17 protein-coding genes are annotated in these 19759 nt (G+C 72.7%); 10 read left to right on the top strand and 7 right to left on the bottom strand.

Annotated elements, in window-relative coordinates:
• Window positions 1-2: 2 nt before the first annotated feature.
• The 6 genes from cysD to ACZ6NC_RS04560 all read left to right on the top strand — a co-directional run bounded on the left by cysD (window position 3) and on the right by ACZ6NC_RS04560 (window position 6426).
• Window positions 3-938: a sulfate adenylyltransferase subunit CysD gene (cysD, locus tag ACZ6NC_RS04585; protein ID WP_465728967.1), complete on the top strand. Its 936-nt coding sequence runs from the start codon at window positions 3-5 to the stop codon at window positions 936-938.
• The gene (locus ACZ6NC_RS04580) at window positions 939-2273 is read left to right on the top strand and encodes a sulfate adenylyltransferase subunit 1 (RefSeq protein WP_465728900.1); all 1335 of its coding nucleotides are present in this window, start codon (window positions 939-941) and stop codon (window positions 2271-2273) included. It begins immediately after the preceding gene.
• 270 nt (window positions 2274-2543) lie between these two features.
• On the top strand, window positions 2544-3716 hold the full coding sequence (locus ACZ6NC_RS04575) for an aliphatic sulfonate ABC transporter substrate-binding protein (protein ID WP_465728898.1): 1173 nt from the start codon (window positions 2544-2546) through the stop codon (window positions 3714-3716).
• A gap of 221 nt (window positions 3717-3937) precedes the next feature.
• On the top strand, window positions 3938-4741 hold the full coding sequence (locus ACZ6NC_RS04570) for an ABC transporter ATP-binding protein (protein WP_465728896.1): 804 nt from the start codon (window positions 3938-3940) through the stop codon (window positions 4739-4741).
• A complete protein-coding gene (locus ACZ6NC_RS04565) occupies window positions 4728-5630 on the top strand; it encodes an ABC transporter permease (RefSeq protein WP_465728894.1) in 903 nt (300 codons plus the stop codon). The genes ACZ6NC_RS04570 and ACZ6NC_RS04565 overlap by 14 nt, the downstream gene beginning before the upstream one ends.
• 10 nt (window positions 5631-5640) lie before the next feature.
• The gene (locus ACZ6NC_RS04560) at window positions 5641-6426 is read left to right on the top strand and encodes a sirohydrochlorin chelatase (protein ID WP_465728892.1); all 786 of its coding nucleotides are present in this window, start codon (window positions 5641-5643) and stop codon (window positions 6424-6426) included.
• A gap of 171 nt (window positions 6427-6597) precedes the next feature.
• On the opposite strand, the gene ACZ6NC_RS04555 is transcribed toward ACZ6NC_RS04560, so the two are convergent.
• A complete protein-coding gene (locus tag ACZ6NC_RS04555) occupies window positions 6598-7608 on the bottom strand; it encodes a hypothetical protein (protein ID WP_465728890.1) in 1011 nt (336 codons plus the stop codon).
• Between the two features lie 119 nt (window positions 7609-7727).
• Here ACZ6NC_RS04555 and ACZ6NC_RS04550 point away from each other — a divergent pair, with 119 nt between their 5' ends.
• Entirely contained in the window at window positions 7728-8576 is an 849-nt protein-coding gene (locus tag ACZ6NC_RS04550) for a helix-turn-helix transcriptional regulator (RefSeq protein ID WP_465728888.1), read from the top strand.
• 131 nt (window positions 8577-8707) lie between these two features.
• On the opposite strand, the gene ACZ6NC_RS04545 is transcribed toward ACZ6NC_RS04550, so the two are convergent.
• Window positions 8708-9031 (bottom strand): DMT family transporter, encoded by a 324-nt coding sequence (locus ACZ6NC_RS04545; RefSeq protein WP_465728886.1) that lies wholly within the window; start codon window positions 9029-9031, stop codon window positions 8708-8710.
• A gap of 4 nt (window positions 9032-9035) precedes the next feature.
• Window positions 9036-9707: an FMN-dependent NADH-azoreductase gene (locus ACZ6NC_RS04540; RefSeq protein WP_465728884.1), complete on the bottom strand. Its 672-nt coding sequence runs from the start codon at window positions 9705-9707 to the stop codon at window positions 9036-9038.
• A gap of 129 nt (window positions 9708-9836) precedes the next feature.
• Here ACZ6NC_RS04540 and ACZ6NC_RS04535 point away from each other — a divergent pair, with 129 nt between their 5' ends.
• On the top strand, window positions 9837-10439 hold the full coding sequence (locus ACZ6NC_RS04535) for a TetR/AcrR family transcriptional regulator (RefSeq protein WP_465728882.1): 603 nt from the start codon (window positions 9837-9839) through the stop codon (window positions 10437-10439).
• 12 nt (window positions 10440-10451) lie between these two features.
• Here the strand turns inward: ACZ6NC_RS04535 and ACZ6NC_RS04530 are convergent, their stop codons facing one another.
• The 4 genes from ACZ6NC_RS04530 to ACZ6NC_RS04515 all read right to left on the bottom strand — a co-directional run bounded on the left by ACZ6NC_RS04530 (window position 10452) and on the right by ACZ6NC_RS04515 (window position 16080).
• Entirely contained in the window at window positions 10452-11225 is a 774-nt protein-coding gene (locus ACZ6NC_RS04530) for a ricin-type beta-trefoil lectin domain protein (protein ID WP_465728880.1), read from the bottom strand.
• A gap of 285 nt (window positions 11226-11510) precedes the next feature.
• Window positions 11511-13247, bottom strand: coding sequence for a DEAD/DEAH box helicase (locus ACZ6NC_RS04525; RefSeq protein ID WP_465728878.1), 1737 nt, complete (start codon window positions 13245-13247; stop codon window positions 11511-11513).
• A gap of 157 nt (window positions 13248-13404) precedes the next feature.
• On the bottom strand, window positions 13405-13608 hold the full coding sequence (locus ACZ6NC_RS04520) for a cold-shock protein (protein WP_380576878.1): 204 nt from the start codon (window positions 13606-13608) through the stop codon (window positions 13405-13407).
• A gap of 297 nt (window positions 13609-13905) precedes the next feature.
• Window positions 13906-16080, bottom strand: coding sequence for an MMPL family transporter (locus ACZ6NC_RS04515; RefSeq protein WP_465728875.1), 2175 nt, complete (start codon window positions 16078-16080; stop codon window positions 13906-13908).
• Between the two features lie 536 nt (window positions 16081-16616).
• On the opposite strand from ACZ6NC_RS04515, the gene ACZ6NC_RS04510 reads away from it, so the two are divergent.
• Both ACZ6NC_RS04510 and ACZ6NC_RS04505 read left to right on the top strand, forming a co-directional pair.
• Window positions 16617-18848 carry an MMPL family transporter gene (locus ACZ6NC_RS04510; RefSeq protein ID WP_465728965.1) on the top strand — a complete coding sequence of 744 codons (2232 nt, stop codon included), beginning with the start codon at window positions 16617-16619 and terminating at the stop codon, window positions 18846-18848.
• Between the two features lie 172 nt (window positions 18849-19020).
• Window positions 19021-19759 (top strand): phosphotransferase enzyme family protein (locus tag ACZ6NC_RS04505; RefSeq protein ID WP_465728873.1); only part of this gene is annotated, 739 nt, incomplete at its 3' end.

The raw sequence follows: 19759 nt of genomic DNA, 5'->3' as shown, positions 1-19759 counted from the left end.
GCCTGATCCCGACTCAGGACCCCGACAAGGATTCAGAGGGGCCTTTCGCACTGTCCCACCTGGACGCGCTGGAGGCCGAGTCGGTGCACATCTTCCGCGAGGTCGCGGGGGAGTTCGAGCGTCCGGTGATCCTCTTCTCCGGCGGCAAGGACTCCATCGTCATGCTGCACCTGGCGCTCAAGGCCTTCTGGCCGGCCGCCGTCCCCTTCTCGCTGCTGCACGTCGACACCGGCCACAACTTCCCCGAGGTCATCGAGTACCGCGACCGCGTGGCGGCCGAGCACAACCTGCGCCTGCACGTCGCCCACGTCCAGGACTTCATCGACGACGGCCGGCTGCGCGAGCGCCCCGACGGCACCCGCAACCCGCTGCAGACCGTCCCGCTGCTGGACGCCATCGAGTCCAACAAGTTCGACGCCGTCTTCGGCGGCGGCCGCCGCGACGAGGAGAAGGCCCGCGCCAAGGAGCGCGTCTTCTCCCTGCGCGACGAGTTCGGTGCCTGGGACCCGCGCCGCCAGCGCCCCGAGCTCTGGTCGCTGTACAACGGCCGGCACGCCGTCGGCGAGCACGTGCGCGTCTTCCCGCTCTCCAACTGGACCGAGCTGGACGTCTGGCAGTACATCGAGCGCGAGGGCATCGAGCTCCCCGAGATCTACTACGCGCACGAGCGCGACGTCTTCTCCCGCAACGGCATGTGGCTGACCGCCGGCGAGTGGGGCGGCCCCAAGGAGAACGAGCCGGTCCAGCGGCGCCTGATCCGCTACCGCACGGTGGGCGACATGTCCTGCACCGGGGCCGTCGACTCCGACGCCACCGACATCCAGGCGGTCATCGCCGAGATCGCCGCCAGCCGCCTCACCGAACGCGGCGCCACCCGGGCCGACGACAAGCTCTCCGAGGCCGCGATGGAAGACCGCAAGCGCGAGGGATACTTCTAAATGAGCACCACCACCGAGAACAGCGCCACCTCCCTGCTGCGCTTCGCCACCGCCGGCTCCGTCGACGACGGCAAGTCCACCCTGGTCGGCCGCCTGCTGCACGACTCCAAGTCCGTGCTCGCCGACCAGCTGGAGGCCGTCGAGCGTGCCTCCCTCAGCCGCGGCCAGGAGGCGCCCGACCTCGCACTGCTCACCGACGGCCTGCGCGCCGAGCGCGAGCAGGGCATCACCATCGACGTCGCCTACCGCTACTTCGCCACCCCGCGGCGGCGGTTCATCCTCGCCGACACCCCCGGGCACGTGCAGTACACCCGGAACATGGTGACCGGCGCCTCCACCGCCGAGCTGGCCGTCGTCCTGGTCGACGCCCGCAACGGGGTGGTCGAGCAGACCCGCCGGCACGCCGCCGTCGCCGCGCTGCTGCGCGTGCCGCACGTCGTGCTGGCCGTCAACAAGATGGACCTGGTCGAGTACGCGGAGCCCGTCTTCGCCGCCATCGCCGAGGAGTTCATCGCCTACGCCGCCTCGCTCGGCGTCAAGGACGTGCTGGCCGTCCCGATCTCCGCCCTCGCCGGCGACAACGTGGTCGAGCCGTCCGCCCACATGGACTGGTACGGCGGCCCGACCCTGCTGGAGCACCTGGAGACGGTGCCGGTCGGCAGCGACCCGAGCGCCGAACCCGCCCGGTTCCCCGTCCAGTACGTGATCCGCCCGCAGACTGACGAGCACCCCGACTACCGTGGCTACGCGGGCCAGTTGGCCTCCGGCGTGCTGCGGGTCGGCGACCCGGTGACGGTGCTGCCCTCCGGCCACACCACCACCGTCGCCGGCATCGACGCGCTCGGTCGGGAGACGGACATCGCCTGGGCCCCCCAGTCGGTCACCGTCCGCCTCGCCGACGACATCGACATCTCCCGTGGCGACCTGATCGCGGCCGGCCGGGCCCCGGTGTCCACCAAGGACATCGAGGCCACCGTCAGCCACCTCAGCGAACGACCGCTGCGCGCCGGCGACAAGGTGCTGCTCAAGCACACCACCCGCACCGTGCGCGCACTCGTCAAGGAGATCACCTACCGGATCGACATCAGCGCGACGGTCAGCGAGAGGGGCCTCGAACAGCGCTCCGCCCCCGAGGGGTTGAACGTCAACGACATCGGCCACGTGGTGCTGCGCACCGCCGAGCCGCTGGCGCTCGACGGCTACTCCGACAACCGCCGCACCGGCTCGTTCCTGCTGATCGACCCGGCCGACGGCACCACCCTCACCGCCGGCATGGCGGGCGAGGCCTTCGAGACCGTACGCACCACCGAACCCGACGAGGAGGACTGGGTCTGATGCCCAGCGAGGCGTTCTCGGGCATGGACAAGGAAGGCGGCCGCATCGGCAGCGGCGTCCTCGGCAGCGGCCAGGGCGGCCTGACGCGATGTGTGGGCCGACAGGGCTGACAACAGCCCTGTCACCGGGCCGGCCGCTGTCCACCCCACAGCTGGCACAGCGACGCCGACCCGGCTTGCCCGGCATCCCCCGATGCCGCAAGCACAGCCTTGACCGATCTCCCGCCCGAGACCGCCTTCTGACGGTCCGTCCGCGAACAGGACTCCACCCATGGCACCGAACCAGGCACTCCCGCACTCCCCGGTCCCGCATAGGCCCGCACGCCCCGCCGCCGGCCGGATCAGACGCTCCGCCGTGGCCGCCGTGGCCGGCCTCACCGCCGTGGCACTGCTCTCGGCCTGCGGCTACGGCTCGAAGAGCGACGACAAGAAGGCCGGCACCGCGGCCCCCGCCGGTGACTCCGCCTCCGGCGCGAAGCTCACCGCCGACACGGTCAGGATCGGCTACTTCGCCAACCTGACCCACGGCACCCCGCTGGTCGGCCTCCAGGAGGGCCTGTTCCAGAAGGAGCTGGGCGCCACCCAGATCAAGACCCAGGTCTTCAACGCGGGCCCGGCCGAGATCGAGGCGCTGAACGCCGGCTCCATCGACATCGGCTGGATCGGCCCCTCCCCGGCGATCAACGGCTTCACCAAGTCCGAGGGCAAGTCGCTGAAGATCATCAGCGGTTCGGCCTCCGGCGGCGTCAAGCTGGTCGTCAACCCGGACAAGATCGCCACCCTGGACGACCTCAAGGGCAAGAAGATCGCCACCCCGCAGCTGGGCAACACCCAGGACGTGGCGCTCCTCAACTACCTGGCCGGCAAGGGCTACAAGATCGACGCCTCCTCCGGCGCCGGCGACGTGAGCGTGGTGCGCACCGACAACAAGGTCACCCCGGACGCCTACAAGCAGGGCTCGATCGACGGCGCCTGGGTGCCCGAGCCCACCGCGTCCAAGCTGGTCACCCTCGGCGCGAAGGTCCTGCTCAACGAGAAGGACGTCTGGCCGGACAAGAAGTTCGTGATCACCAACATCATCGTCTCGCAGAAGTTCCTCAGCGAGCACCCGGACGTGGTAGAGGCCGTGCTGCGCGGCTCGGTGAACACCAACGCCTTCATCAAGGCCAACCCGGACAAGGCCAAGGCCGACGCCAACGAGGCCATCAAGAAGGAAGCCGGCAACGCGCTGGAGCCGGCCGTCCTCGACCCGGCCTGGCAGGACATCGACTTCCTGGACGACCCGCTGGCCTCCACCCTGCAGGCCGAGGCCGACCACGCCGTCACCGCGGGCCTGCTCAAGAAGCCGAGCCTGAACGGCATCTACGACCTCACGCTGCTCAACAAGGTGCTGGCGACCAAGGGCCAGGGCGCCGTGGCGGACGCCGGGCTCGGCACCAAGTAGCAGCGGTCGTACCGCACGGCCCGCACCCAAGCTCCGCGGTCCGGACCCCCGCCCTCCCGGTCGATGCCCGATCGATGCCCCCAAGCACACGGGACGGGCGGGGCCGGACCCCGGCCCCGAACCCCGCCACCCTCCCTCCTCGCCCGCCGACGGGCCGGAGGGGCCCATGACCGCCCCCGGCCTCCGACTGGGAGGCGGCCCCAGATGCAGGAGGTACCCGGATGACCCCGGCACTGACCACCTCGGACGGCGCCGCCGGTGTCGACACCCGCGGCGGCTCACCCGCCGTCCGGATCTCGCACGTGCACAAGTCCTTCGGCCGTCCCGGCGCGCAGACGCACGTCCTGGACGACATCACGCTCGATGTCGCGCCCGGCGAGTTCGTCACGCTGCTCGGCGCCTCGGGCTGCGGCAAGTCCACCCTGCTCAACCTGGTCGCCGACCTCGACAAGCCCACCCGCGGCACGATCGAGGTGACCGGGGGTCGCCCCGCACTGATGTTCCAGGAGCACGCGCTGTTCCCCTGGCTCACGGCCGGCAAGAACATCGAACTCGCCCTCAAGCTCGCCGGCGTCCCCCGCCCCGAGCGCCGGGCCGAGGCCGAGCGGCTGCTCGAACTGGTCCGCCTCCAGGGCTCGTACGGCAAGCGCGTGCACGAGCTCTCCGGCGGCATGCGCCAGCGCGTCGCGATGGCCCGCGCGCTCGCCCAGGGCGGCTCGGTGCTGCTCATGGACGAGCCGTTCGCCGCGCTCGACGCCATCACCCGGGACGTCCTGCACGACGAGATCACCCGGATCTGGGCCGAACGCAAGCTCTCCGTCCTGTTCGTCACGCACAACGTGCGGGAGGCCGTCCGGCTCGCCCAGCGCGTGGTGCTGCTCTCCTCCCGCCCCGGCCGGGTCGCCCGTGAGTGGCGGATCGACCTGCCGCAGCCGCGCCGGATCGAGTCCTCCGGCGTCGCCGACCTGTCCATCGAGATCACCGAAGAACTGCGTGGGGAGATCCGTCGCCATGGCCAGCACTGACACCACCCCCGTCCTGGACAAGAGCCCCGTGTCCGACACCGCCGACGTCGGCGCCGGCCTGGACGCGCTGGACGCCGTCTCCGCGCAGCGCAGCTCCACCGCCGAAGTCCTCCGGCAGAAGGCGCTGCCGCCGCTGCTCGGCGTCGTCCTGGTGCTCGCCCTCTGGCAGGGCGCCTACAGCCTGCACCTCACCAGCGCCTACAAGCTGCCCAGCCCGACCGACGTCTGGAACGCCGCCGGGGACCTCTGGACCGCCGGCACGCTGTTCTCGATCATCTGGACCAGCGTCTGGCGCGGCCTCTCCGGCTTCCTGGTAGCGCTCGTCATCGGCACCCCGATCGGCCTGCTGGTCGCCCGGGTCAAGCCGGTGCGGGCCGCGCTCGGCCCCGTCCTCTCCGGCCTCCAGTCGCTGCCCTCGGTCGCCTGGGTGCCGGCCGCGGTCATCTGGCTCGGCATCAACGACACGATGATGTACGCGGTCATCCTGCTCGGCGCCGTCCCGTCCATCGCCAACGGCCTGGTGGCCGGCATCGACCAGGTGCCGCCGCTGTTCCTGCGTGCCGGACGGACCATCGGCGCCACCGGCCTCACGGGCGCCCGGCACATCCTGCTGCCGGCCGCGCTGCCCGGCTACCTGGCCGGCCTCAAGCAGGGCTGGGCGTTCTCCTGGCGCTCGCTGATGGCCGCCGAACTGGTCGCCTCCTCCCCCGACCTGGGCCTCGGCCTCGGCCGGTACCTGGAGAACCAGCGCGAGTTCTCCGACATGGCGGGCGTGCTGCTCGGCATCATCCTCATCCTGTTCGTCGGCATCGCCATCGAACTGCTCGTCTTCACCCCGGTCGAGCGCCGGGTCCTGCGCAACCGCGGCCTGCTGGCCGCCGTCAAGTAAGGCTCCCACCGTGTACGAAGGCCGGCTGTCCGTCGCCCCCGCCACCCCGGTGGCGGCGGGCAGTCCCGCCCTGCTGCTGATCGCCCACGGCAGCCGCGACCCCCGCCACGCCGCGACGGTGGCCGCCCTGGTCGCCGAGGTGCGGGCGCTGCGGCCCGGGCTGGAGGTCGCCACCGCCTACCTGGACCACTGCGCGCCCCGCATCCCCCAGGTGGCCGGCCGGCTCGGCTCCCGGGCCGTCGCCGTCCCGCTGCTGCTCAACCGGGCCTTCCACGCCAAGCACGACATCCCCGCCGCCCTGCGCGCGACCGGCGCCGGCCTTCCGGTCGCCGACGTCCTCGGCCCGTCCCCGCTGTTGCTCGCCGCACTGGACCGCCGCCTCGCCGAGGCCGGGCTCGACCTCGCCTCCCCCGCCGTCCGCGCCCGCACCGGCGTCGTCCTCGCCGCCGCCGGCTCCTCCGACCCGGCCGCCGACGCCGCCACCCGCGCCGTCGCCGCCGAGTGGCGGCGCACCCGCGGCTGGGCCGGCGTCGAGGTCGCGTACGCCTCCGCCGCCGGCCCCCGCGTCCCCGACGCCGTGGCCGCCCTGCGCGCCTCCGGCGCCGCCGAGGTGGCCGTCTCCCCCTACCTGCTCGCCCCGGGCCGCCTCCCCGACCGGATCGCCGAGGCCGCCGCCGGCTCCGCCGCCCTCCTCGCCGACGTCCTCGGCGCGGCCCCCGAACTCGCCCGCCTCCTCCTCGCCCGCTACGACCGGGCCCGGGCAGTGGCAGCGGCGGCCCCCGCCCTCACCGCCTGAGGCCGGAGCGCGGCGGGCCCGCTCGGGTGTGGTCCGGGACGCCGTGCTCGTCGAGGTCGGGGGCGTGCCGGGCCACGGTGCGGTGATCCGCGTCGTCGTGACGGACGGGGAGAGCGTGGCGGGCGGCTGTCGCCGTACTCCGGAACCAGCCGCGCAGGCGCGCGCTCCCGGTCAGATCCGGCGCAGGGTGAACACGTCGGTGGGCTTGCCGGCCAGGGCGAGGTCGAGGCGGGCGGAGAGCACGTAGGTGGCGCCGGCGGGGCCGGGGGTCACCGCGGTGGGGACGAGATCGGCCCAGGGGCGGACGGCGGCCAGCCGGGCGGTGCGCCAGTGGTCGTCGGAGCGCAGCTCGACCTCGGCATCCCGGCCGGCCCCCAGGAGGTCGTTGGTGACGCCGGCGATCCCGCCGTCCGGACGGCTCGTCAGACCGTCCAGGTGCAGCAGTGCGCCCGCGTCACCGCGGACCTCGATCCGCCGCAGCCCGGCCGGGTTGTGGACGGGGACCTGCCAGAGCGTGCCGTCGTCCCACTTGCCGATGACGAGCCGGCCGTCCCGGTAGACGATGCCGTTGAGGCCGTAGCCGCCGGGCTGCGGGGCCAGCCGGTCGTCGCGGACGAGGACGGACGCCTTTCCGTCCACCCCGACCCGGTAGACGACCGGGGCGAAGGAGTCGGTGACGTACGCGGTGCCGTCGGGGCCGAAGGCCACGTCGTTGGCGACGTGCGGGCCGCCGTCCCCGGCCACGGCGGCGAGGTCGGTGTAGAAGATCCGCCGCCCGGTCTCCAGGTCGTAGGCGCCGAGCCCGCCGATCCGGCCGACCGTCGCGGGGGTGCTGCGGTCGCCGACGCCGTTGTCCATGTTGACGGCCAGGACGCGGCCGCGGGCGGCGTCCACGTGCAGACCGGCGATCTGCACCAGCACGTCCGGGTCGTCGACCAGGGTGCGGACCGAGCCGTCGGTGGTGACGGCGCAGACGGTGCCGTGGCCCATCGAGCCGAGCAGGAAGCGGCGGTGCGCCGGGTCCCAGGTCGCCCCCTCGGGGACGAACTTCTGGGCGTGCCCCTGGATCACCGCCGGGGCCCGGTGCGCGGGCGCGGCGGCGGCGGGCAGCGCACCCGCGGTGCCGAGCAGGACGGTGGCCGCCGCGACGGCGACCAGGGTGCGGCGGAACTGACGGTGCATCGGGATTCCCCCTGTGAGGTTTGCGTGATCCGCTGACGGATCAAGCTTCGCGGGGCGTCACGGCACGCAGCAGTGCGTGGGGATACTGGTAGTACGACTACCAGGGGAGAGCGGGGGAGATGGGCGACGCGGAGGTCCGCCGCAAGGCGCTGTCGAGCTTCCTGCGCAGCCGGCGGGCCCGGCTGACGCCGGAGGAGGTCGGCATGGCACCGGGGGTGCGGCGGCGCACACCGGGGCTGCGGCGGGAGGAGCTGGCGCTGCTCGCCGGGGTCGGGGTGACCTGGTACACGTGGCTGGAGCAGGGACGGCAGATCAACCCCTCTCCGGAGGTGCTGGCCAGCCTGGCACGGACGCTGCGGCTGGACCGGGCGGAGACCGCGTACCTGTTCCGGCTGGCCGGGAGTCACCCGCGGGAGGCCGGCATCGAGGTGCCCGAGGAGGTCCCGGCGGCGCTGCTGCGGCTGATGCACGCACAGTGGCCGGCGCCGGCCTTCGTGATGGACGCGGACTGGGACGTCCGGGCGTGGAATCCGGGCGCGGAGGCGTTGTTCAGGATCTCCCGGCTGGAACCGGACGAGTGCAACCTGGCCTGGGTGGTGTTCGCCGATCCCGTCAACCGGGCCCGGACGGTGGACTGGGAGCGGCACGCGCGCCGGATCCTGGCGCAGTTGCGTTCCGCGTACGCCGAGCGGGGCGGTGACGGCGCCCCGGAGGCGCGGCGGCTGGCCCGGCTGATCAAGCGGCTGCGGGCGGAGTCGCCGGAGGCGGACCGCTGGCTGGACGAGCACCAGGTGCAGGAGCGGGCCGGGGTGGAGAAGGACGTGCTGCACGAGGAGCTGGGCCTCCTGAGGATCGATCAGTTGGTGCTCCGGGCCGAGGGCGGCCTGCAGTTGGTGGTCCTGTCGCCGCGGGACGCGGAGACGGGTGAGCGCCTGCGCGACCTCGCTCCGGCCGCCGCGGCGGCGTGAGCGACCGGCCCCGGGGCGTCGGTCCACCCCTCAGGCCCCCATCGGCAGGAACTCCCCCCGCGCGGAAGGGGTGCCGGGCCCGCACGGCCCGGCTGCCCTTCGGCGCGGTGCCCCGGTGAGCGCCGTCCGCATCAGTGGGCGGTCGTGCCGAGGTGGACGGTGACCAGCCCGGCGGTGATGAGGACGAGGCCGGCCAGGGCGACCGGGGACGGGGTCTCGTGCCGCAGGAGGAGGCCGGTCAGGACGGTGCCGATGGTGCCGATGCCGGTGAAGACGGCGTAGCCGGTGCCGGTCGGGAGGTCCTGGAGGGCGCGGCCGAGCAGGTAGACGGCGCCGAGCATGAGGACGAGGCAGAGCGCGGTCTGCGGGAGCCGGGTGAACCCCTCGGTCGGCTTGATGGATTGCGCCCAGGCGACCTCGACGACGCCCGCCAGCAGCAGCCAGATCCACGGCACGGCCTCAGCCCTCCCGGGGGATGCGGTGGCCGGCCACCTCCGCGCCGAGCTCCCCGGCCCGGTGCAGCGCGCCGGCCGCGGAGTCCAGGTGCTGCGCGCGGCGGTCGGCCAGCCCCGGGTCGACCAGCGAGTTGACCAGTTCGGCGGCGACGACCTCGCCGTCCTCCACCGCGTAGTGGCCGCGGAAGAAGTCGAGCAGGTACCGGCCGTGGTGGTCGAAGGGCTCGCGCGGGGTGCCGGGACCGTACGCGCCGCCGCGGCCGGCGACGACCACGAACTTCCGGGGTGCGAGGACCATCTTCGGGAAGGTGACCTGGTCGATCCAGGCCTTGAGGGCCGCGGGGATGCCGAAGTTGTACATCGGAGCGCCGATCAGCACGACGTCCGCCGCGACCAGCTCGTCGAGCAGCGGCCTGACGACCGCCCAGGCCTCCCGCTCCTGCCCGGTGCGGACGGCCTCGCCGTACCGGGCGATGTCGGTGATGCCCTCGCGCAGCAGGGTGTCGCAGATCCGGGTCCAGCCCTCGCCGATCGGCGGCACCGGATCGGCGGCGAGGTCGCGGTGGACGACCTCGCCCCCGCCGGCGTCGCGCCAGGCGGTGGTGAAGGCGGCGCCGAGGCGGCGGGAGAAGGAGTCGGTGCGGGCGCTGCTGTTCAGGTGCAGGAGTGTGGACACGGTGAACCCCCCGGTGGAGTTGGGCGTGGCAAGGCCGGAGCAACAAGTGGACACACTGTCCGCTTATCGTCACCCAGCACGATAGGAGGCAAGTGGACGCCGTGTCCACTTGCCTCCTATCGTGGAGCCGTGACCGAACTCCCGCTGGCCGACGGCCGCCCGCCGCGCGAACGGGCCGACGCCGCCCGCAACCGGGTCAAGATCCTGGCCGCCGCCGAGCAGCTCTTCGCCACGGGCGACCCCGCCGGCGTGACCATGGACGACATCGCCAGGGCCGCCGGCATCGGCCGCGGCACGCTCTACCGCCGCTACCCGGACCGCGCGTCCATCGCCCGCGCCCTGCTCGACGAGCACGAGCGGGCCCTACAGGAACGGCTGCTGCGCGGCGCGGCGCCGCTCGGCCCGGGCGGGGCCGACGGGCCGGAGCCCGCCCCGGCCGAGCGGCTGGCCGCCTTCTACGCGGCGATGGTCGAGCTGCTGGAGACCCACGTCCACCTGGTGCTCGGCGCGGAGACCGGCGCGGCGCGCTACCGGACCGGCGCCTACGCCTTCTGGCGGCTGCACGCCGCCCACCTGGCCCGCCGGGCCGGCCTCGCGGACCCGGACACCGTCGCCGACCAGCTTCTCGCCCCGCTCGCGCCCGAGCTCTTCCGCCACCAGCGCGACGCCGGCCTCACCCCCGAGCGCATCGCGGCGGGCCTGGCCGTCCTGGCCCGCCGCGTGCTCGGGTGAGCCGGGCCGGGATCACGCGGGCGCGTGCCAGAGCTGGTTGGCCGTGTTGTTGAAGTCCCAGAGCTGCGCGATCGCACCGTTGGCGGTGTCCCAGCCCCGGACGTCCAGGGCGCGGCCGGACTTCACGTTGATGATCGCGCCGTCGGCCCGGACCCTCCACTGCTGGCTGATCGCGCCGTTGCACTCCCAGATCTGCACCGGCGTGCCGTTGTCGGTCCGCCCGCCCTGGGGGTCCAGGCACAGGCCGACGGCGCGGATGGTCCCGTCGGAGGCGATCCGCCACGACTGGTTGACGTTGCCGAGGCAGTCCCACATCTGGACGGGTGTGCCGTTGCGGCTGGTACCCATGCGCACGTCCAGGCACTTGTTCACGAAGCCGGTGATCTGACCGGTCGCCCCGCCCACCGGCGCGGGGCCGAACTCGATATCCAACGAATTCAAGGGGTCCGAGCCGCAGCTGGCGGAGGTGGTGGTGTTGCCGCTGACCCACCCGCTGGTGGTGCCCGGCCAGATCATCAGGGTGCCACCCGCGCTGTGGGTCCAACAGGTGACCACGATGCGCCAGGTCTGCATCGGGTCGATGCCCGAGCAGGTGCCGGTATAGCCAGCCCCCCAGCTGGCCAGGGAACACTTGTCGGACGGGCCGGCGGTCTGCGCGGACTGGGCGGACTGGGCGGACTGGGCGCCGGCGGTCGGCGCGGGCTCTGCGGCCTCGGCGGCCGGCGCCGCGAGCGCGGCGGCTGCCGCGAGCAGGGCGGTGGCGAACAGGGAGGCGGTACGACGCATCGCGAAGGTCCTTCCGGAGACGGTGAGTTGGCCGACCTACTTGCGAAGAAATTGTGATGATAGTGGGTCAGTTGTGTAGGCCGTGTGAAATCTTCGGGCACCGCGTGTCCATGGTTAACAGGGAAGGTGGAGATCACGCCACTGGTGCGTCTACGAACGGAAGGTGTACGACGCGGGGCGGGAACAGCCCGGGCAGGCCGGGCGGGCCGGCGATCCGGCCGGAAATGCGCGCGGCCCGGCTCCCCGTGCAAAGGGGGAACCGGGCCGTGGTGGGACCGAAGGGGCTCAGTCGGCCTTGCGGCGCTGGCGGCCGGTGCCGTAGTTGGAGCCGGACTTGGCGCCGGAGCCGGGCTTGGCGCGCCCCGAGGAGCGGCCGATGAAGCCGGCGGCCTGGCGGCGCCCGCCGCCCTCGCCGCCCTGGCCGCTGCCGCCACCGGCGGCGCCCATGCGCTGCTTGGGGCGGGGGCGGCGCGGGTTGCCGTTCATGTCGACGTCGGCGGGCAGCCCGGAGCGCTTGCCGGGGCGGCGGCGCGGGGCGGAGCCGGCGGGCTTGGCCTCGGCGGGGGCGGCCACCACGGGCACGGCCACGCTGACGGGCACGCCGCTCGGGGTGCGGGCGCCGGTGATCCGGGTCAGCTCGGCGTCGCCCGGGCGGATCTTGGTGGTGGTCGGGCGGATGCCGGCCACGGTCATCAGCCGGCTGACCTCGCGCCGCTGGTCGGGCAGGACCAGGGTGACGACGGTGCCGGACTCGCCGGCCCGGGCGGTGCGGCCACCGCGGTGCAGGTAGTCCTTGTGGTCGATCGGCGGGTCGACGTTGACGACCATGTCGAGGCCGTCGATGTGGATGCCGCGGGCGGCGACGTTGGTGGCGATCAGCGCCGTCACGTGGCCGTCGCGGAACTGGTCGAGCACCCGGTTGCGCTGCGGCTGGGACTTGCCGCCGTGCAGCGCGGCCGCCTTCACGCCGTTGGCCAGCAGCTGCTTGGCGAGGCGGTCGGCGCCGTGCTTGGTGTGCACGAACATGATCAGCCGGCCGTCGCGGGAGGCGATGTGCGCGGTGGCGGAGGCCTTGTCGGCCGGGTCCAGCTGGAGCACGTGGTGGTCCATGGTGGTGACCGCGCCGGCCGACGGGTCGACCGAGTGGGTCACCGGGTCGGTCAGGAAGCGCTTGACCAGGCGGTCCACGTTGCGGTCCAGGGTGGCGGAGAACAGCATCCGCTGTCCGCCCTCGGCGACCTGCTCCAGCAGCTTGGTGACCTGCGGCAGGAAGCCCATGTCGGCCATCTGGTCGGCCTCGTCGAGGACGGTGATGGCCACGTCCGAGAGCACGACGTCGCCCCGGTTGATCAGGTCGTCCAGCCGGCCCGGGGTGGCCACCAGCACCTCGGCGCCGCGGCGCACGGCATTGGCCTGCCGGGTGATCGACATGCCGCCGACGACGGTGGCGATCCGCAGGTTGACGGCGGTCGCGTACGGGGTGAGCGCCTCGGTGACCTGCTGGGCCAGCTCGCGGGTGGGCGTCAGGACGAGCGCCAGCGGGTGGCGGGAGTCGGCGCGCTTGCCGGCGGTGCGGGCGAGCACCGGCAGGCCGAAGGCGAGCGTCTTGCCGGAGCCGGTGCGGCCGCGGCCGAGCACGTCACGGCCGGCGATGGAGTCCGGCAGGGTGGCGGCCTGGATCGGGAACGGCTCGGTGACGCCCTCGCGGGTGAGCGCGTTCAGGATGCCCTTGGGCAGCTCCAGCTCGCCGAAGCTCGCCGCCGGGGGCCGGGCCGGGGTGCCCTCGACGACGGTGAAGTCGGCGGGCGCCTGGGCGGCGCGCGGGGCGTTGTTGCGGGGTGCGCCGTTGCGGGCGGTGCGCGGGGCGCCGCCGTTGCGCGGGGCGCCGCCGCCGTTGCGGCTGCGCGGCTTGCGCGGGCTGTCGCCGCCGGTGCGGTCACCGGCCGTACGGTCGCCGGCGGTGCGGTCGGCGCGGCGGTTGATGCGGTCGCCGTCGCGGGGCGAGCGGGCAGGGGTGGTCACGGAGTCTCCGTCCGATGGAAGGCACAGCCCGGTCAGGGCTGGTCGGCCGTCGGGATGGAGTTCGCCGCCCCGGCCGTTCGGCGGCATGCGCGAGGGCCCGCACCGTGCGGTACGGGCCCTCGCTTCGCGAAATCGCGAGTCAGCTCGGAAGCTGGACTCAGATGACGCGGATGTTCTCGGCCTGCGGGCCCTTCTGACCCTGCGTGACGTCGAACTCGACCTTCTGGCCCTCGACGAGCTCACGGAAGCCCTGAGCGGCGATGTTCGAGTAGTGGGCGAACACGTCAGCGCCGCCACCATCCTGCTCGATGAAGCCGAAGCCCTTTTCGCTGTTGAACCACTTCACGGTGCCGGTAGCCATAACCGTCTCCTCATAAAACTGGGGCATCAGAGCCCACACTTCGTGGACCCCAAGTAGCCGCGATCCCCATCCGGAGACTGAAACACCGGACAAAACAAATGCGCCTGTTGGGTTGAACCAGCAGGCGCACACAAACGTTCATGGGAACCAAAACTGCAACTGCTTCGACTGTAGCACGAGGACACCCCGATTGACCGGGGAGTTTTTGCCGACCACGTCACGTTTGCCGCCGCACCGAAACGGGCACGCGGCGCCCGCCGGAGCGGACGCCGCGTGCCTGCCGTGAACCGGGGGCGGTCAGTGCCGTCCGGCCGGCTCCGGCACACCGTGCGGACCGGCCACCGGGTGCGGGCCGGACTGGTGCTGGTCGTCGGCGCCGTGGCCGGGCCACCAGGCGGCGCGGCCGATCAGCGCGGTGAGCGCCGGGGTGAAGAAGAGCGCCATCACGAAGGCCGCCAGGAAGATGCCGAAGGCCATCGCGAAGCCGAACTCCAGCATGAAGACGTTGCCCGCGAGCATGAAGGTCGCGAACGACGCCGCCAGGATGAACCCGGCCGCCGCGACGGTCGGGCCGCCGTGGCGCAGCGCCTCACGGGCCGCCTCGCGCGGGTTGCGGCCCGCCCGGGCCTCCTCCCGCAGACGGGCGATGATCAGGATGTTGTAGTCGGTCCCGATCGCCACCACGAAGAGGTAGATGAGGATCGGCAGCATGAACATCAGACCGGACTCGCTGCCGAGCTTCTGGAAGAGCAGCGTGGCGGCACCGAGGGTGGCCGAGAAGCCGAGGCCGACCGAGGCCATCAGGTACCAGGGGGCGACCACGCTGCGCAGCTGGAGACCCAGGATCAGCAGGATCAGCAGACCCGCGATCGGGAAGACCAGCTTGTAGTCGTGGGTCATCGCGAGGTTGATGTCCTTGTAGACGGCGGTCAGACCGCCGACCTTCGCCTCCGTGCCGGCCGGCGCCTGGCCGTGCGCGACCTCCCGCAGCTCGGTGAGGGTGTCGATCGCCTCGTTGCTGTCCGGCTTGTCCTTGAGCATGACGGTGAAGTCGGCGGTGACGCCGTCCTCACTGGTCTGGGGCTTCGGCGCGGCCTGGGCAACCCCGGACACCGCGCCGAGCTTGGCGGCGTAGGCCTCGAACTTGCTCGGGTCGAGCTTGGCCCCGCTGGTGCTCGTCAGGTAGACGTGGCTCGGGTCGGCCGCGCCGGCGGAGAAGCCCTTCATCATCTTGTCCTGGACGACCATCGACTCCTTCTCCTTGGGCATGGAGCTGCCCGCCAGGTCGAAGGTGCCGTTGTAGCCGAGGGCGCCGGCCGACAGGGCCAGCAGCACACCGCCGGAGGCCAGGGCGACCATGCCCGGGCGCTTCTCCACCATGCGGCCGAGCGCGGCGAACCGTGCATTGCCGGGCTCGTTCATCCACTTCTTGCCCGGCCAGAACACGGCGCGGGCCGGGATGACCGTGAGCACGGCCGGGGCCAGGGTGAGCGCGGCGAACGCGGTGACGACCACGGCGATGGCCAGGGCCGGACCGAGCGCCTTGAACATGCCGAGGCTGGAGAGGATCAGCACGGCGAAGGCGACGGTGACGGCTCCGGCCGCCGAGGCGATCGCCTCGCCGACCCGGCCGACCGCGTTGGCCACGGCATCCTTGCGGTCGTCCCCGGCCCGCAGCCGCTCGCGGTAGCGGAACGCCAGGAAGAGGAAGTAGTCGGTGCCGACGCCGAGCACGACGACGATCAGGATCGCCGAGAGCACCGGGGTGCTCTCCAGGCCGAAGGCCTTGGTCGCGTAGGCGATCACGCCGTTGGACGTCGGCATGGCGACGACCAGCGAGATCAGGATCGGCAGGAATCCGGCCAGGATGCTGCGGAAGATGATCCCGACGATGAGCGCGACCAGCACGACCGTCGACATCGCGATGAGGGCGTCGGCGGAGCCGGAGGACTCCTTCTGGTCCAGGGCCTGGGCGGCGGAGCCACCGAGCTGGAACTTCAGGTCGGTCCCCGAGGTGAGGGACGTGCCCTCCTCGCGGAGGTGCTTGGCGGTCTCGCCGAACTCGTCGGACTGCTGTGTCTTCTTGTCGATGGCGATCGGCGCGAGCGCGTACTTGCCGTCCTTGGACGTCGTCTGCTCGCCGGCCGGGATGATCGCCTCGACGTTCTTGATCTTCTTGTCCGTGAGGCCCTGGACGATCTTGGCCATCGCGGCCTTGTCGGCGTCGTTCATCGCGCCGCCGTCGTTGCGCTCGAAGAGCGCCAGTGCGGAGGGCGTGAAGCTGGCCGGGAACGCCTTCTCCTGGAGCGCCGAGGCCTGGATGGACTCGTAGTGCTTGGGGAGGAAGGAAGCCTCATCGGTCTGGGCGGTGATCTTCGGCGCGGTGGCCACGATCGCGATCATCGCGACGACCCACGCCGCGATCACCCACCAGGCGCGGCGGACGACAAATTGTCCTAGTCGGTGGAACATGCTCGTGATGCCTCCTGGGCATGGTTCACCGCCAGCCCAAGGGGGACGGGACGTCGGGCGACGGAGGACCGGCAGGGCATGGCGACGAAGCCCACCCCTAGCCGGTCGGCAGGTAAGTGACTTGAGGACATCATCCTACGAGTACTTGCTTGCCGCCCGGCAAGCAGCCCCCGTGAAGCCGACCCCCTCGGGGAACGCCATCGGCGCCCCACACCATCTTCACCCGCCGCATGGCCACTTGACCTCGTGCTCCGGGTGGAGACAGCTCCCCCTCAGGGTGGAGTTCGCACCCGGTCCCAAGGAGGAGAAATCAGGGTTCCCCGGTAGGGATAACCCCACCCCCTCCCCCAGGCAGACCCCAGGGAGAACTCCCCCGCCAGCCGGATACCCCGCCAACCTCCCCTTTTCTACTGTCGGTTGCGACGCCGGACCCACAACCGGCGCCCGATACCGGCGACCCGCCCCGACCTCTCGGCCGGGCACCGCCGCTCTCCCAGGGGGATTCCGTGAAGACCAAGCTCGGCACAGCTGCCGCCATGGGCGCCTGGAGCGCCCGGCACAGAAAGACAGCCGTCTTCGGCTGGCTGCTCTTCGTCGTCCTCGCCGCCTACCTCGGCGGGTTGCACGGCAGCACCGAGGTCAGGGAGTCCGAGGCGATGCCCGGCCAGGTCTCCCGGGCGGCCAGGATCCTCGACGACGCCGGGCTGAAGTCCCCCGCGAGCGAGACCGTCCTGATCCAGAGTGCCACTCTCGCCGCCGACGACCCGGCCTTCCGGACCGCCGTCGAGCAGGTGATCACCGTCATCGACGCCACCGGCAAGGCCGCCGACGTCCGCTCGCCCTACGACACCAAGGCGGTCTCCGCGGACGGCCACTCGGCGCTCGTCCAGCTGACGGTCAAGGGGGAGCACGAGGACGCCGTCAAGAACGTCCCGGCCGTCCTGGACGCGGTCGCCGCCGTACAGAAGCAGCACCCCGACCTCACCGTGGTCGAGCTCGGCGACGCCAGCTCCGGCAAGTGGATCGACGAGCAGTTCTCCGATGACTTCGCCCGCGCCGAGTGGACGGCCGTGCCGCTCGCCCTCGGCATCCTGCTGGTCGCCTTCGGCGCACTGGTCGCCGCCGTCCTGCCGGTCGTGCTCGCCATCACCGCCTTCGTCGCGGCCGGCGGACTGGTCGCGCTGAGCAGCGGGTTCCTGCACACCAGCAACAACGCCAGCTCGGTGATGCTGCTGGTCGGCCTCGCCGTCGGCGTCGACTACTGCCTCTTCTACCTGCGCCGTGAGCGCGAGGAGCGGGCCGCCGGGCGGGACCTGGAGACCGCGCTGAAGATCGCCGCCGCCACCAGCGGCCGGGCCGTCCTGGTCTCCGGCGTCACCGTGGTGGTCGCCATGGCCGGCATGTTCCTCACCGGCATAGCCGAGTTCCAGGCCATGTCGTACGCCACCATCGTGGTCGTCGTCACCGCGGTGCTCGGCTCGCTCACCGTGCTGCCGGCGCTGCTGTCGATGCTCGGCGACCGGGTCGAGAAGGGCCGTGTCCCCTTCCTCGCCAAGCTGCGCCGCCCCGACACCGCCGCCACCGGCGGCCGGGTCTGGAACGCGATCCTCACCCCGGTGCTGCGCCGCCCGCTCGCCGCCACCGTACTGGCCGGCGCACTGCTGGTCGGCCTGGCCGCACCGCTGGTCACCATGCACACCGCCAACCTCACCTTCCAGCAGCAGCTGCCCGAGGGGAACGCGCTGGTCGCCGCCTCGCAGAAGATCGAGGCCGCCTTCCCCGGGAGCCCGGCCCCCGCCACCGTGGTGATCAAGGCCGCCGACATCGACTCCCCGGCCATGACCGCCGCCATCGCCGACCTCAGGGCCAAGGCGCTGGCCAGTGGGCGGATGCACGGCCCGGTGGACGTCACCGTCCACGCCGACAAGAACATCGCCACCGTCGACATCCCGCTCAACGGCAGCGGCAACGACGCCACCAGCAACGCCGCCCTGAAGGCCCTGCGCACCGAGATCGTCCCCGCCACCGTGCTCCAGGTGGCCGGCACCGAGGCCCCGGTCACCGGGCGCACCGCCGGCTCGTACGACTTCAACGAGAAGATGACCGGCTCGATGCCGCTGGTCTTCGGCTTCGTGGTGGCCTTCGCCTTCCTGCTGATGCTGACCTCGTTCCGCTCCCTGGCCGTCGCCGCCACCGCCGTGGTGCTCAACCTGCTCTCGGTCGGCGCCGCCTACGGGGTGCTGACGCTGGTCTTCCAGCACGGGGTGGGCGCCTCGCTGCTGGGCACCGCCGGGGTCGGCGCGGTCGAGTCCTGGGTGCCGCTCTTCCTCTTCGTGATCCTCTTCGGCCTCTCGATGGACTACCACGTCTTCGTCGTCTCCCGGATCAAGGAGGGCCGCGACCGGGGCCTGCCGACCCGGGCCGCCATCGCGCACGGCATCCGCTCCACGGCCGGGGTGGTCACCAGCGCCGCGGTGATCATGGTGGCGGTGTTCGCGGTCTTCGGCACCCTCTCGATGCAGGCGATGAAGCAGATGGGCGTCGGCCTGGCGGTCGCCGTGCTGATCGACGCGACGGTCATCCGCGCGGTGCTGCTGCCCGCGGTGATGACACTGCTCGACGAGCGCAACTGGTACCTGCCGTCCTGGCTGCGGTGGCTGCCCGACCTCTCGCACGGCGAGTCCTTCCCGCCGGCCCGCGCCCACGGCTCGGCGGCCGCCCCGGTGCCCGCCACCGACGGCGCCCGCCACCGCAGGGTCGGGGTCTGATCCTCCGGCAGTACGACGACGCATCAGGGCCGGGCCCCGCATCACGCGGGGCCCGGCCCGCGTTTGCCAGAATGATCACCGTCCCCCAGGGCCCGCCCGAGCCACCGGACACGCCCCCGCCACCGCCCGCCACCCGCCACCCGCCACCCGCCACCACGGAACGGAGTCCGCCATGCTCCCCTTCGACGAGGGCCGTGCCCGGCTGCTGCTCGCCCACGCCTGCGAGTCCGCCGGCCTGCCCGGCCCCGGCGACGCCCGGCTGCTCGCGCTCGGCGAGAACGCCGTCTTCGACCTCGGCGACCCGGCCGTGGTCGCCAAGGTCGGCCGTGGCCCCGAGCTGTACGAGCGCGCGCACCACGAACTCGCCGTCGCCCACTGGCTGGCCGGCCGGGGCGTCCCCGTGGTCCGCCCCTACGACGGCGTGCCGCCCGAGCCGCAGCTCGCCCACGGACACCCCGTCACCTTCTGGCACCGGCTCGAACCCGCCGTCCGGCCTGCCCGGCCCGCCGACCTCGCGCCGCTGCTGCGCGACCTGCACCGGCTTCCCCTGCCGCCCTTCCCGCTCGACCGCCGCGATCTCCTCGCCCCGGTCGAGCGCTGGCTCGCCTCCGCGGAAGGGCACGTCGACCCGGCCGACGTCGCCTTCCTGCGCCACCGCCGGGACGCCTTCGCCGCCGCCCTGCCCGACCTCCCCCCGCACCTGCCGGCCGGTGTGATCCACGGCGACGCGCTGCCGCGCAACGTGCACGTCGGCCCGGACGGGCCCGTCCTGCTCGACCTGGAGAACGTCTCGCACGACCTGGGGGGGGGGGGAGGGGGGGTGTGCTGGCTTCGACACCCGGCGTGGGGGAGGGCAGGGGAGAAGGGGAGGGGGTGTCCCCCAGAGGGTGGGCTGGGGATTCTGGGGTGGG

It is taken from the genome of Kitasatospora sp. NPDC041988 (genome assembly GCF_055588525.1).
The sequence above is the reverse complement of the archived record's forward strand: the minus strand, read 5'-3'. Positions and strand labels throughout refer to the sequence as shown.

Coding starts and splice junctions, on each gene's coding strand:
- ACZ6NC_RS04580 (WP_465728900.1), top strand. CDS start 939: ATGAGCACCACCACCGAGAACAGCGCCACCTCCCTGCTGCGCTTCGCC.
- ACZ6NC_RS04575 (WP_465728898.1), top strand. CDS start 2,544: ATGGCACCGAACCAGGCACTCCCGCACTCCCCGGTCCCGCATAGGCCC.
- ACZ6NC_RS04570 (WP_465728896.1), top strand. CDS start 3,938: ATGACCCCGGCACTGACCACCTCGGACGGCGCCGCCGGTGTCGACACC.
- ACZ6NC_RS04565 (WP_465728894.1), top strand. CDS start 4,728: ATGGCCAGCACTGACACCACCCCCGTCCTGGACAAGAGCCCCGTGTCC.
- ACZ6NC_RS04555 (WP_465728890.1), bottom strand. CDS start 7,608: ATGCACCGTCAGTTCCGCCGCACCCTGGTCGCCGTCGCGGCGGCCACC.
- ACZ6NC_RS04550 (WP_465728888.1), top strand. CDS start 7,728: ATGGGCGACGCGGAGGTCCGCCGCAAGGCGCTGTCGAGCTTCCTGCGC.
- ACZ6NC_RS04530 (WP_465728880.1), bottom strand. CDS start 11,225: ATGCGTCGTACCGCCTCCCTGTTCGCCACCGCCCTGCTCGCGGCAGCC.
- ACZ6NC_RS04520 (WP_380576878.1), bottom strand. CDS start 13,608: ATGGCTACCGGCACCGTGAAGTGGTTCAACAGCGAAAAGGGCTTCGGC.
- ACZ6NC_RS04515 (WP_465728875.1), bottom strand. CDS start 16,080: ATGTTCCACCGACTAGGACAATTTGTCGTCCGCCGCGCCTGGTGGGTG.
- ACZ6NC_RS04510 (WP_465728965.1), top strand. CDS start 16,617: ATGGGCGCCTGGAGCGCCCGGCACAGAAAGACAGCCGTCTTCGGCTGG.